The organism is Staphylococcus sp. FSL W8-0305, assembly GCF_037966415.1.
GTDB classification, from domain to species: domain Bacteria; phylum Bacillota; class Bacilli; order Staphylococcales; family Staphylococcaceae; genus Staphylococcus; species Staphylococcus aureus.
This window is the reverse complement of sequence record NZ_CP150198.1, coordinates 2,093,129-2,107,426: the sequence shown is the minus strand read 5'-3', so window position 1 is coordinate 2,107,426 and position 14,298 is coordinate 2,093,129. Positions and strand designations below refer to the sequence as shown.

At 33.5% G+C, this 14,298-nt stretch carries 9 protein-coding genes; 1 reads left to right on the top strand and 8 read right to left on the bottom strand.

Going from position 1 to position 14,298, the window contains the following annotated elements; genetic code table 11:
• Positions 1-13 precede the first annotated feature (13 nt).
• Positions 14-1,873 carry an amidase domain-containing protein gene (locus NST10_RS10190; RefSeq protein WP_001125631.1) on the top strand — a complete coding sequence of 620 codons (1,860 nt, stop codon included), beginning with the start codon at positions 14-16 and terminating at the stop codon, positions 1,871-1,873.
• A gap of 264 nt (positions 1,874-2,137) precedes the next feature.
• Here the strand turns inward: NST10_RS10190 and NST10_RS10185 are convergent, their stop codons facing one another.
• From NST10_RS10185 to asp1, 8 genes are all read right to left on the bottom strand, one after another.
• The gene (locus NST10_RS10185) at positions 2,138-2,698 is read right to left on the bottom strand and encodes an isochorismatase family cysteine hydrolase (RefSeq protein ID WP_000088195.1); all 561 of its coding nucleotides are present in this window, start codon (positions 2,696-2,698) and stop codon (positions 2,138-2,140) included.
• Positions 2,699-2,865: 167 nt separating this feature from the next.
• A complete protein-coding gene (gene sasF / locus NST10_RS10180; RefSeq protein WP_001151905.1) occupies positions 2,866-4,749 on the bottom strand; it encodes a cell-wall-anchored protein SasF in 1,884 nt (627 codons plus the stop codon).
• 241 nt (positions 4,750-4,990) lie between these two features.
• Positions 4,991-6,349: an accessory Sec system glycosylation chaperone GtfB gene (gene gtfB, locus NST10_RS10175; protein ID WP_000593166.1), complete on the bottom strand. Its 1,359-nt coding sequence runs from the start codon at positions 6,347-6,349 to the stop codon at positions 4,991-4,993.
• Complete coding sequence (gene gtfA / locus NST10_RS10170) at positions 6,342-7,850, bottom strand: accessory Sec system glycosyltransferase GtfA (RefSeq protein WP_000158417.1); 1,509 nt, start codon at positions 7,848-7,850, stop codon at positions 6,342-6,344. The genes gtfB and gtfA overlap by 8 nt, the downstream gene beginning before the upstream one ends.
• A gap of 17 nt (positions 7,851-7,867) precedes the next feature.
• Entirely contained in the window at positions 7,868-10,258 is a 2,391-nt protein-coding gene (gene secA2, locus NST10_RS10165; protein WP_000680966.1) for an accessory Sec system translocase SecA2, read from the bottom strand.
• Positions 10,248-11,207: an accessory Sec system protein Asp3 gene (asp3, locus tag NST10_RS10160; RefSeq protein WP_000916740.1), complete on the bottom strand. Its 960-nt coding sequence runs from the start codon at positions 11,205-11,207 to the stop codon at positions 10,248-10,250. Before asp3 ends, secA2 begins: the two co-directional genes overlap by 11 nt.
• Entirely contained in the window at positions 11,185-12,753 is a 1,569-nt protein-coding gene (gene asp2, locus NST10_RS10155) for an accessory Sec system protein Asp2 (RefSeq protein ID WP_001137472.1), read from the bottom strand. Before asp2 ends, asp3 begins: the two co-directional genes overlap by 23 nt.
• Positions 12,743-14,296 (bottom strand): accessory Sec system protein Asp1, encoded by a 1,554-nt coding sequence (gene asp1 / locus NST10_RS10150; protein ID WP_000873214.1) that lies wholly within the window; start codon positions 14,294-14,296, stop codon positions 12,743-12,745. The genes asp2 and asp1 overlap by 11 nt, the downstream gene beginning before the upstream one ends.
• Positions 14,297-14,298: the final 2 nt, after the last annotated feature.

Genomic DNA, 14,298 nt, shown 5'->3' with positions numbered 1-14,298 from the left:
GAGAATACGAAATATGCCTAAAAATAAAATTTTAATTTATTTGCTATCAACTACGCTCGTATTACCTACTTTAGTTTCACCTACCGCTTATGCTGACACACCTCAAAAAGATACTACAGCTAAGACAACATCTCATGATTCCAAAAAATCTACTGATGATGAAACTTCTAAGGATACTACAAGTAAAGATATTGATAAAGCAGACAACAATAATACTAGTAACCAAGACAATAACGACAAAAAAGTTAAAACTATAGACGACAGCACTTCAGACTCTAACAATATCATTGATTTTATTTATAAGAATTTACCACAAACCAATATAAACCAATTGCTAACCAAAAATAAATACGATGATAATTACTCATTAACAACTTTAATCCAAAACTTATTCAATTTAAATTCGGATATTTCTGATTACGAACAACCTCGTAATGGTGAAAAGTCAACAAATGATTCGAATAAAAACAGTGATAATAGCATCAAAAATGATACGGATACGCAATCATCTAAACAAGATAAAGCAGACAATCAAAAAGCACCTAAATCAAACAATACAAAACCAAGTACATCTAATAAGCAACCAAATTCGCCAAAGCCAACACAACCAAATCAATCAAATAGTCAACCAGCAAGTGACGATAAAGTAAATCAAAAATCTTCATCGAAAGATAATCAATCAATGTCAGATTCGGCTTTAGATTCTATTTTGGATCAATACAGTGAAGATGCAAAGAAAACACAAAAAGATTACGCATCTCAATCTAAAAAAGACAAAAATGAAAAATCTAATACAAAGAATCCACAGTTACCAACACAAGATGAATTGAAACATAAATCTAAACCTGCTCAATCATTCAATAACGATGTTAATCAAAAGGATACACGTGCAACATCACTATTCGAAACAGATCCTAGTATATCTAACAATGATGATAGTGGACAATTTAACGTTGTTGACTCAAAAGATACACGTCAATTTGTCAAATCAATTGCTAAAGATGCACACCGCATTGGTCAAGATAACGATATTTATGCGTCTGTCATGATTGCCCAAGCAATCTTAGAATCTGACTCAGGTCGTAGTGCTTTAGCTAAGTCACCAAACCATAATTTATTCGGTATCAAAGGTGCTTTTGAAGGGAATTCTGTTCCTTTTAACACATTAGAAGCTGATGGTAATCAATTGTATAGTATTAATGCTGGATTCCGAAAATATCCAAGCACGAAAGAATCACTAAAAGATTACTCTGACCTTATTAAAAATGGTATTGATGGCAATCGAACAATTTATAAACCAACATGGAAATCGGAAGCCGATTCTTATAAAGATGCAACATCACACTTATCTAAAACATATGCTACAGATCCAAACTATGCTAAGAAATTAAACAGTATTATTAAACACTATCAATTAACTCAGTTTGACGATGAACGTATGCCAGATTTAGATAAATATGAACGTTCTATCAAGGATTATGATGATTCATCAGATGAATTCAAACCTTTCCGCGAGGTATCTGATAATATGCCATATCCACATGGCCAATGTACTTGGTACGTATATAACCGTATGAAACAATTTGGTACATCTATCTCAGGTGATTTAGGTGATGCACATAATTGGAATAATCGAGCTCAATACCGTGATTATCAAGTAAGTCATACACCAAAACGTCATGCTGCTGTTGTATTTGAGGCTGGACAATTTGGTGCAGATCAACATTACGGTCATGTAGCATTTGTTGAAAAAGTTAACAGTGATGGTTCTATCGTTATTTCAGAATCCAATGTTAAAGGATTAGGTATCATTTCTCATAGAACTATCAATGCAGCTGCCGCTGAAGAATTATCATATATTACAGGTAAATAAATATTATTAAACCCGTAAAATTTATAAGTATAAACAAGGAGTTCGGACTTAAACATATTTCTGTTCATAAGTCCGATTTCTTATTCAATTAAACCCGAGGCATTCAGTTCGAACGCCTCGGGTCATTTTATATAAATATATTATTTTATGTTCTAATGTTCCTCAACATATCCGTTTCAATTGCCATCTCACACATTTTATAAATATGAGCAAATGTACTTATTCTCAAACATTACTGCCGAGCTTTAATTGACGTTATATTTACTATAAACTACTTTTCCATGACTCTACGGATTCAATGTCACATGAGCGTGATAAAATTTGTTCAATAATAAAGTCATGTTTATCATCTGATCTATCACCAACAGCATCTTCTAAAACAGTAATATAATAGTCTTTATCTACACTTTCTAATGCCGTGCTCAATACAGCTCCACTTGTAGAGACACCCGTTAATACTAAATGATTAATATCATTTGCACGTAAATAAACTTCCAAGTAACTACCTGTAAATGCGCTAAAGCGTCGCTTAGAAATAATCGGCTCATCTTCTAGTGGTGCTAAGTCTTCAAGTATTCGTGTAGATGCATCTGCTTCAGTAATCGCATATCCTTGAGCTTTAATTGTTGAAAACACTTTATTACTCGAGGAGACATCATTAAAATGCTTATCTAACACTAAACGTATGAAAATGACTGGTATTCGATGTTGTCTTGCTGCTTCAATTGCTCTCTGATTCGCTTTAATAATATTCTTTATTCTAGGTACACTACTCGCTATACCTTCTTGCATATCCAAAACTAATAGCGCCGTTTTTCGAGACATCTTCATTCTCCTTTACTTGTGTAGTTCTAAGTCGTTAAATTCATTATAACGTTAAAATGATGGACAATCTATTCATTGCATTTTGCATATACTTCACAATAATTTAAGGGGGAAATAAGACGTCTTATATACTTAAAAAATATATAGATGCACTTCCCCCAATATAATTATGCTTTATTTTTCAACTTATTGCGTCGTGATAACCAAATCATTAGTACACCCATTGCACCAACAATTACAGATATCGGCAACCAATGTTCTTTTATCGTTTCCCCCGCTTTAGGCAAAGATACATTACCATCAGCATTTAATAATCCACTTAACAATCCATTCCCTTTACCAAGTGTTAACGTCTTTTCTGGCTTTGGTGTGGGTATATCTGGAATACTGTCTAATAAATTTGATCCTTGATTCATTAAATTTGCTAACTTATTTAAATCTGTCGTTTTCCCATTTTTATTCAATCGATCTAGTAAACTTGGACGATTTACTATTGGTGATAAAACATAGTCTATATCTTTTTTCGTTTGATTGAGTCTCTTTTGTAAATTCAATAAATCATCCGCTTTACCATTCAATGCCGATTTAACTAAATTAAAAATTTTATTTTGATCTGTTTCTATTTTAGTAATTAAATCTGCCAGTAATTTTGCCTTTTGTCTTTCTATACGTGTTGCTAAAATCGTTTCAATTGCTTGTTTTTTATCTTTGGCATTATTCAAAATTGCTTTTAATATATCATCTGAAGACGTGTCGCCAGTTGATGCAAAATGTTTCTTCAATTGGTCAACGATTTGGCGATTTGATAATCCTTTATTCGTCCAATCTTTAGCCAATTTATCTGCTTCAGCTTTTCCTAATTTCGTTTGTAAAATTTGAGAAATCAATAGCGACTTATCTTGTGATTGATCAATCAATGACGTTAATAAATCATCACTCGTTGTCAGAGATAGTTGATCAATATGACGAGTAATTTGATCTGCAATTTGTTGATCTGTTTTACCATCAACACGTATATCTTTTAGAATTTTATCTGCCTCGTCTTTATTAAATATACTTTCTAAAATGCGTTGTGTAGCATGCTTTTTATCATCAGTACGTGCAAGTTCTTCCAAAATAATATTTCGTTGACTTTTTATACGCTCTTTCGTCTTATTTACTTCGCTCATTAAGTCTGATTTTTGATTTTTAGGAAGTTGCGTATTTGCAATACGTTGATCTAAAGATTGTAATGTATTCAGTTTATGATATGTGTAATGTTGCGTTGAGGCATTACTTTTAGCCAATTTTTCAATCATAGCATGATTAATTTTATCGCTTCCTTGTAATTTATCAGTGAGTCGATTACTATGGCTTTGATTCTCTTCATTTGAAAGAAATTTATTTAACACAACATGTCCAGAACCATCATTATTTGGCGTTTTAGCTACTTCATGATTATTATCTGTTGTAGACACTGCTGAATCTTCCGATTTGTGTATTTGCTGACTCAAATGGTCTAAGTCTTCTAACGCCTTATTTACCATTGCTTCATCATTTTTATCATCTTTTTCTCCATGTTTTGTTGTAGCCGTTTGTGACATATCATTTTTCATTGCATTAAGATCGTCCTCGTCACTTTGTTGACCCCTATCAACCTTTGAAGAAACCTCATTTAAATCTTTAAGCAATTGATCTAATTTACTGTCTATATCACTTTGACCGTTCATTTCAATTTGAGAACCTTTATTGTCTTTGCTATCCAACTCATTAGCTCGTTTTATGATTTCATCTATTTGCGATGCTGTTTTCGCTTCATTTAGTTGTGCTTTATAATGTGCTTTAGATGAAGCCGATAACTGTTTTAATTGCTCAATTTGACGATTTGCTTTGTCAACTTTGTCTAATAAATCTTGCTTAGATAATAGCTCTTTTGAAATTTCAGTATCCTTTTCAGATACAGCTTGGGCATCGTACGGCAAGATATTCGTTAAAATGATACTAGTCGCCATCATTGTCGAACACGATAACTTTACATATAATTGAAACGGTTTCCCTCGATATTTAGCCATCAACATACTCCTTTCTCACTTACTTCCTTAAAAGAATTACATACTATTATATACCTGTTTACAAGAAATTTACACTTATCTATCTAGTTATTGTTGTTAGTAATTATCTACTTATTACTTAGCTTATATTTAAGTAAACAAAACAAGCATGACGTAATATCATATTGTCCATGTCGCTAACATCATATTACGTCAAATCTTTTATATTAAATGATGTTTTATTTTAGACTGCTTTTTCTTTTTAGCTTTCGAACGCCTGTTTAAAAACTTGCTCGAATTGTTCACGCGAGATTTCGTGTGCATGTGCTTTTTGTGCTAATAAAGCATCTCGAAACTGTTGTTGATCTTTCAAACTTTCTAACATTTGTATTAATTGGTCTTTACTTTCCATTGTTATCTCATCATTATGCTCAAATAAGTGCTCTGATAGTGTTACTTTAGCATGGTGTGCTGTTTGACGATAACCTAAAATCAACAACTCATAGTCAAACGCTTGTTCCACCGCATTTAAAATTTCATTACCCTCATTAATATCAAGATAAATATCACATAACTGGTATAGTTCATTTACCCTGTCTATATTAATAGATGGGTATAAGTGCACATTAGCATATTGATCAAGTTGCATTAGCTTATCAGACATCTCTGTAATAGCAGCGATGTGAAACTTAAAATCTGGTAAAGTTTCAACCAATACCTTGATGTTACGAAGTTGATCCGAGTTAGTTAATATTACAATTTCTTTAGTATATCTATTACGACTACGATAATTATATAGATATCCGCCTTGTAAAATACGAGATTTAACCTTTGCGTCTGCTATATTGAGCATCGTTTCATATTCGTTTTTATCTGGAATAATAATATTACAATGTCGTTTCATATCACCTTTACACATCAATTGCATATTTCCCGGGACATTACCATCGCACTGTTCTTGCCATACCAAAACATCACTACCATTTGATGGCAAATTATATAACACTGAAAATGGTAGGGCTAGTGAGTTAATAACGAAATGATGTTCCGTAATTTCAAGTTGCTTGATAAAAAATAATACGAATGCGAGCTTTGAAGGGAAAAAGTAAGACTTTCCTTGCCAATCCAATATGACATCAGATGTTACAAAATTTTCATAAATCACTTCTTTACCTTCTGCTGTCATATATTTCTTCAAGATCGCTTTACGATTTAAATCGTAAACAGTTTGTGCAAATTTAATACCATTCTTAGAATAATAATCGACAAATCGGACACGTTGTTGGTCATCAAACCATTCGACACGACTAACAATTCTAGGGCGCTCTCCACTTTGATAAAATATTTTGCCTCGTAGACGTCCCATATCATTAATTGTAGCCGAATTGTTGTTACCTTTAATTTCCCAAAAAGCTGGTACAGTAACCTGATTAAAAAATCGTGGTTTCATATTTTCTGTATTATGATTATCTGCAAAAAATTGATACGGTGATATAACATCGTCCGGTAAAAAACCATTGTCATTGAGTACAATTGTTAAATCTTCCTCCAACTTACTGGCTTTAAAAGACTCATATAACTTTCGTGAATGACCGTTAAAGTAATCAAATAATTTAATCATGCAGCACCTCTTGAACTAATGTTTCCCATTTTAAAATAATATCTTGAGTCATAAATTGCTGTGCCACTTCATAAGAGATGTAATGTGGTGTCTGGGGTCCATTGTTAAAATACATTACAATGGCATGAGCTAGTTTTGCGACAACATCATCCACACTATCTTCATCGGTATCAAAAGGTACCAAGTAGCCATTTTCCCCATCTCGAATAAAGGTTGGGTTACCATAATTCACATTTAATCCAATCATACCTAGTCCTGAGCCTACCGCTTCCATTAGTGTTAATCCAAAACCTTCGCTAGTTGATGCAGAAAGAAATAACTCATAATCAGTATAAATTTCATCAAGTTTAACATGACCTAGTAAACGAATATAATCTTGCGCGCGGTGTGTATCAATAATTTTACGCAGTCGCGTCTTCTCACTACCTTCTCCATAAATATCAAATGTTAATTCTGGCACTTGTCGTTTAGCCACGATAACTGCTTTGACAAGCCAATCAATATGTTTCTCATTTGCTAAACGAGATGCACTAATCATCGCGTATGGCTTTCTTGATAATGTTGGATATGATAATGCATCAATGCTTCCCACCGGAATAGTATAAACACGTGGGCGATAACCTTGATATTGCTCAAATTGTCGACAAACCATATGATTTTGAATATCTGTCGCTGTAATAAAGAAATCAATGTATTTAGCTTTTGAAAATTGATATTCATAATAATTGTTCCATAGTATATGCTGCTCGCTCATCATATTATTACTATAATGATCAGCATGAATCACAACACCAACTTTACTATCACCTTTATGCTGCAAAACAGCCTGACCAATATCAGAAGCGCGGTCTAATATGACAATATCGTCTCGGGTTAAATTCAATCGTTGTAAAAAGTATGCAATAAATTCCGTTTTGTTATACAACACCGCATCTTCAAACACATATATAGAGCTGTCTCCATCAATATATTCGTTATAAGTGATGGAGCCATTTTCATTATAGAATTGTCGCATATATAATTTCGCTTTATTATCAGCTGGTGCATAATACTCAGAAAATATGCGTGTATAACTATAAAAATCTTTACGTACTAACATACTATTAATTACAAATTCTGCACGATCCACAATGTCTTTTTGTTCATTTTGCAGATAACATGTTACAAATGATGATTTCCCATTAAAATATAGGCGGACTATCTTACCATTTCTTTCTCTAAAACTAATATCATGACCAAGCTCACGTTCAATGTCATCTAACGTGTACGTTGTTGGTGCTATAGAAATATCACTAAAATACTGATACAACCAAATAACTTCTTGATCTTCAAACCCAATGTTTTGCGTTAATGTCTGTATGTTCTCTGACTGTATAAAATCTAAAAACACAAATTTAGTGTCTTGATTTGTGCGTCTCAATAATTTAGCACGGTAAGCTTGTGCATATTCAACACCGCTACTCGCCCAGCCTATACCAAAGTTTATATTATATATTGTCATGCGCTACCCCTTTTCGTTTATGGAAAATGTATAACTGGCATACCTTCTTTATCAAATGTAATCATGCTTTGACAAATATTTTTCACCATTCTTTTTTTGATATTTCGTGTCATAACTTCAAATGAATCTAATGCAACTCTATGGTATTCAAAAATAGCGTTACGTTGCCCATTTTGTCGTTGATTAACGTTTGCTTTTAATTGTTGTAAATAGTCGACTTGTTCTAACCAACATGAATCAATTGCTTTTAAAAAGACTTTTTGAACGAAAATATTATAATAATATGCACTTTGCATGTTTTTACGATTCAAAGCTATTTGCTTTTCAAATTGCTCTAATAAAAATGTTACTACAGCTTGCTTATCTTTAAAATTAACACAAGCCACATCTTTATTAAATTGGAAACTTAAATTTTGATAAATATACTCGACAACACGCGATTTTGTTAGCACCTTTTCCTCATTTACAAACATTTCAAACACATCTTTAGCTAACACTTTAAAATCTCGATTCTCAGCATCATCTATTTCTAAAACTCGATTGCGTTCCTCGTATACAAGATCTCGCTGTATACTAATGCTTTTTTCAAATTCATTAGCCATTTCACGAGCTTTAACCCCTTGTTCTTCCGAGATACGCTGCGCTTTAACTACAATTTGCTTAACTTTGCGATTAAACAAACTACTTTGCGATAATCGTTGTGCATCTAATGAATATAATTGATTATTTTCCGCTAAATTACTATCGCTCCATCGCTTAACTAAATAATCATCTAGTGAAATATATATACAAGATGATCCTGGATCCCCTTGTCTACCAGAACGACCACGTAATTGCCTGTCTACACGGCTATTTTCCATATGTTCATGAATAATAACAGCTAATCCACCTAATGCTTCGACACCTTCACCAAGTTTAATATCTGTGCCTCGACCTGCCATACTAGTCGCAACAGTCATGGAACCAATTTGCCCTGCTTCAGCTATCATCTGCGCTTCTTTTGCAACATTTTGCGCAATGAGTAAATTATTAGGAATATCCATTTGGAAAAATACTTTTGAAAAGTATTCAGCCGCTTCAGCAGTTCTCGTTATGAGTAAAACCGGTCGCCCCGTTTCATGAAGTTCAACTATATCATGAATCATTGCGATGTTTTTCTCATCAACTGAACGAAACACTTTATCTGGTTCATCGATACGTTGAATCGCTTTATCAGTTGGTACTTGTACGACTATTTTTGAATACAAATCAAAGAACTCTGATTCGCCTAATTTTCCTGTAGCTGTCATACCTGAAAATGATTCAAAAAGTTTAAATAAATTCTGAAAGGTAATTGTTGCCATAACACTTTTATCTGTTGAAACCTCCATACCTTCTTTCGCTTCAATAGCTTGGTGGAGTCCAGCTTGCAACTTAGTTCCCGGTAACATACGACCTGTAATACGGTCAATTAAAACAATATCACCATTATATACGAAATAATCGACATTAGATTCAAACAAATATTGCGCGCGCAGTGCTAGATTAATATTACGCACTAAGACCATCGCTTGTTCGCTATATAAATCTTCAACATTAAAGTATGATTGTGCCGCTTCAATACCTTGATTTAACAGCCATATTTCTTTTTTGGTCTTCTTCATTTTAAAATGCACGTCTTCAATCAATGTATCTACAAACTCTTTCACAATATGAAATAGATTTGATTGTAATCTTGGTGCGCCCGAAATAACTAATGGTGTTTGCGCAGCATCTAAAATGATTGAATCCACTTCATCAATAATACCGTAATTTAATTGTGGTAAAAATTTCCCTTCCGCACTATCTGCCAAATTATCAATTAAATAATCAAAACCGAGACGTCCATTAGTTGTATATATAATATCATGTTCATATATATTACGTTTTTCCCCTTTTTGATACTCATAATCCACAATATCAACAAAACCTAATGAAGCAGTTAAACCTAACCATTCATATAATGGTTGCATCTCTTCAAAATCACGCTTCGCTAAATAATCATTCGTTGTAATTAAATATGTTCCTTTTCCCGAAAGTGCATTTAAATATAAAGGCATCGTTGCTGTTAATGTTTTACCTTCGCCTGTTTGCATCTCCGCAATGTTACCTTCATGCAATACAATCGCTCCGATTAACTGAACTTCTTTAGGATACATACCTAATACTCTCCAGCTCGCTTCACGTGCCACTGCATAAGCTTCAGGTAACAATGTGTCTAGTGTATCAACTCCTGATGCTATACGTTCTTTAAATTCTAGTGTCTTTTGTTTTAACACATCATCAGAATATGATTTAACTTCATCGCTCCATGTATTGATGCGTTTCACTATTTTTCTAATCGACTTTAGTCTTAATTCGTTTATCGTAACATCTAGTTTATGTTTCATTTACTTCCCCACCATTCAGTTTCGATACATCTAAGTAATCTAAAAATCGTACTGGATTCATTAAACGTGACATATAATTTAGATGGTTGTCTTGCTCTTCTTTAAAATAAACCTCGACATTTGTATCTTTTAGTTCATGATTTCCTGGGACATGTTCTGTAAACCATTCTTTTAAATCATCATCTTCATGGCTTGTACGATACACTTTGCAATCCAAATGCTGAGCGACATAAGTTGCAAAAACATTTGACTTTGACCCATAACTAATCAAATTAATTGCCTTTAGGGTATCTTGACTTTGCAAATCATTCTTTAGTTGCTTAATATTTCCCTCGATATTGTCGTCCATCCAACGTTCAACGAGCCAAACATGACCAAACGATTTCAAAAAATCATTCGAAATAGTTGGATAGGCGTCAGATGGTTCTGCAATAATGACATTGATCCTATCATTTCCATATTGGTCATCGCCTATCTTCGTCACCCGCATGCTTTTATATTCTAAATTATCTTGATGCGTCATCTCTGTAATTGTTAAACATCTAAATATAAGACTCGTCGATGCTGCATTCATCATTTTTATTTTATAAGCATAGGCTTCATCAGGATATTGAATCGTAATACTATTTGACTTTACAATCTCAGTACTTAGTTTTGTGCCATTTTTATTATAAAAAATGATGATAAAATACACTGAACCAGCAGGCGTTGCATCAAAATCAAAATGCAATTTATAATGCTGTCCTCTACGCAAAATTGGTAAACTTGGTGCACTTTTATATTTTGAAAATTGTTTTAACATCAACCACTCATGAATCGGTAATCCAGAGGGCATCAAAGGATTTATAAAAGTTACTTCACCATTTGAAAATGATACTTTTGAGCCATACATAAATGTAGTTTGTGAAATATAATTCCAAGTAACTTTAAATGTTTTGTTTTTCAGCATGTTGAACTCTCCCAAACTTGTCTTCCAAAATAATGTTGTAAAAATTAACAAACCAACTTGCAATGGTAGGTGAATCATCATTATGTCGCCCAGGAATACTGCGATTCATCACTCTTGCTTGGTGTGCTGTCAATACAGGTAGTAGCTCTTGAAATGCATGTGGATCATAATCATCATGTTGCATATATGCTATGGCAAAAACAGTTTGTGACAATGATTTCTTTTGAAATGTTTGCCAAAATTTTTGATTTAATGCCTGTATCGACGCTTGAGATGTATCACCTTCATTAGACACCAGGACGTCTAATGCTGTACCGAACTCTTCTGGTCTAAGTAATCGCATATGTTCAGCAATCGTTCCAATATTAACAAGTGGTTTACCAACAATAATTGCCTGAGGATTTAACTGAGCACCATAATACAAGGCACCAAATGACCCCATAGATAAACCAGATAATATTAATTCATGTGATTTAAAATTCAGCTTTTCTAATGTCTCTTCAATAACATTGATAATACCTTGTTCATATTCAGATGAACCGATATAAAAGCTACCACCTTCAACACGAGGATCGCCGATTAGTAAAAAGGGTGCATTCATACGTTTCATCATATAATATCCTTCGAAACCTTCCGCTGTTCGATAACCACTAAAATATACGTTTAGTGGTGGTTTCATATCACCAGGGTGGAAATAATAAATAAATTCCTGTCGTTGACTATCTACAAAACGACTACCACCGAGTAAAAATTGACCCATGTCTAATCTAGACCATCGTTTGTGTATAGGTCCTAAATGTACCGTCCCGTTCCCTCGCGCCTTAACAGTTACACTTATATAAGCATCAAATGGTTTCGTAGGTATCTCTAAAGGACTGTCTAACATATCATCAGTCAATATGATTTGTTCAATTAATGCACCATCAGCGCCAGTTTGAATCAATCTAAATGTATATTGCAACTCGACCGCACCATCAATATCAAATTCTGGCCATATTTGAATGACTTTATCTTTATCGTAAACGAGATTATTTTGCCAAGATGCGATAGGTTTAAATTCTTTTCCAAATTCTCCACTCAACGTGAGCTCTGAATTACCTTGGTAAACGACATCTCCTTTAAAATTCGGATGAACAAGTGCTAACTTAGGAGAAACCTTATCTCCATACTGTCCTGAGAAGCTAACTGCCTCTAATTTATTATTACGTTCTTCAATGTTCCGGTAATGTAATGGTTGAACAACGTATTTTTGGACATTTTCGTCTTGTTCATATTCAACAGACCAAAATGATTCATCAACATACGTATTGTATGGTTCGCTTATCATTTGTAATAAATTCGTTAATGTCTCCGAGTATGGTGCTTGAATATAGATAAAATCAAAGCGTCCTTCTGCTTCAACAATCGCTTCAATAGCCTCTACATAACCACTATCAAATTCAAACAATCCAATATCGAAGTAATCCCAACTCACACCTTTTTTGTGTTGGAAAATAGGTTCTAAATCGTCTCCTCCAATTTGCAAAACTCTAAATTTACGTGGCATCATTTTCACCTTCTATTAACTCATCGAGCTGATTAATAATATTCTTAGAAGCATATGCATCTATTAATTTTAAAGAATAGGCGTACGCATAATTCCAATTTTTCAAATAAAATAAATAATAATTTAACGCATCATCTAATTCATCAACTGTATTTATAATACGGCCATTGTCATAATCAGAGACGTAATCTGTTTGTTGACCATTAATTTGTGGAATCCCAGCGCTAATTGCACTAATTTGTAAATACAAATCAGGTTCTTTTGACATATCTATCACAAGTCGCAACGTCCGCAATGCTTCTACAACATCATGTTCAGCATGTATCGTCTTAACAGCAATGATGTCATCTTGATCTTCAGGTGTCATTAATGCTGAAACATTAACATCGGCATTCTGTTTAGCTTGGTATTCCTCATTTACCGACGTAATACATTCACGAAGCCACATCGGTATATCATTTTGATGGCGCGTTAATAAAATTAAACGGTAATTATCTTCTTGTGCGATATAATCCACAAGTCGTTGCATCATTTGTTGCAAATCAACGTCACTCATACCGTCTATCCATACACCTATAAATGTTTCCATCAATTGACTACTTATATTAGGTGATTGTCTCGTTTCAAATGGCGTGATTCGAATCATTGTATTCTCTCGCTGATACTTCTCTTGATGACTAATTAAATCACGTTCTAGTTGCACACTATCAACAATTAAATGGGCATTCTTTACGATAGATTGATATTCCTCATCCGACACAGTTTCATTTCTATTTTTAAAAAATGAATAACTTAATGATTTCGCCGGAATATGATTGGCTATTTGTCGATTGTGCCTAGCATCTGAAGCCACAATCACATGATCATCTTCATGTATTTGATGTGCAATCATTGCTTGAAATTTTTCTTCAATTAGTTGAGCCATATTGTTATATTCTGTTTGTTGATAGTGATGTTGATATCTTTTTGAAACAGTGACTCTGCCATTTTTCAAATCTTCATGAAGTACACAATCTCCATTAATCGTTAAATATTCTTGGTAAGAAGCCTCTCCCTGATCATCAAAATAACGTATAGCTGATAAATAACCTCTGTCATCAAAAATATAACGCCGTTGTAACTGATCTCTTTCAAATTCTTCAAACCAAATTGAATACCCTTCTTGACTAAAATAAATATTTGTATAGGTCTGTTCACTCGTCACACATTTTAATAAATACGGCGTGTACACAAACTCAACATCATCCGGCCATTTTAAGTGATGATAATTAATCGCTTGTGGCGCATGGTGACTGAATCCTTGAATTTCATCAAACACAGACCAATACTTTGTCTCATATAAGTCATATCGATGTAAAAATGTTCTTAAATTTGGTGCATGATTGAGAACAATCAGACGATAATCTAAGTCATTTTCAAGGTGCATCCCCATCAAACTAATCATATCGTCAAATTCCGTCTTATTTTGTAGTTGATAATACGGCACAGTCGTGTCTTGCCACCATCGTTGGTCATCGTACCAAGCTGGAATAAAGTATTTCATAA

Bases quoted from the DNA above. Each gene is read 5' to 3' on its own strand.
- asp2 (WP_001137472.1), bottom strand. From the start codon at position 12,753: ATGCCACGTAAATTTAGAGTTTTGCAAATTGGAGGAGACGATTTAGAA.
- gtfA (WP_000158417.1), bottom strand. From the start codon at position 7,850: ATGACAATATATAATATAAACTTTGGTATAGGCTGGGCGAGTAGCGGT.
- asp3 (WP_000916740.1), bottom strand. From the start codon at position 11,207: ATGCTGAAAAACAAAACATTTAAAGTTACTTGGAATTATATTTCACAA.
- sasF (WP_001151905.1), bottom strand. From the start codon at position 4,749: ATGGCTAAATATCGAGGGAAACCGTTTCAATTATATGTAAAGTTATCG.
- gtfB (WP_000593166.1), bottom strand. From the start codon at position 6,349: ATGATTAAATTATTTGATTACTTTAACGGTCATTCACGAAAGTTATAT.
- asp1 (WP_000873214.1), bottom strand. From the start codon at position 14,296: ATGAAATACTTTATTCCAGCTTGGTACGATGACCAACGATGGTGGCAA.
- NST10_RS10190 (WP_001125631.1), top strand. From the start codon at position 14: ATGCCTAAAAATAAAATTTTAATTTATTTGCTATCAACTACGCTCGTA.
- NST10_RS10185 (WP_000088195.1), bottom strand. From the start codon at position 2,698: ATGTCTCGAAAAACGGCGCTATTAGTTTTGGATATGCAAGAAGGTATA.
- secA2 (WP_000680966.1), bottom strand. From the start codon at position 10,258: ATGAAACATAAACTAGATGTTACGATAAACGAATTAAGACTAAAGTCG.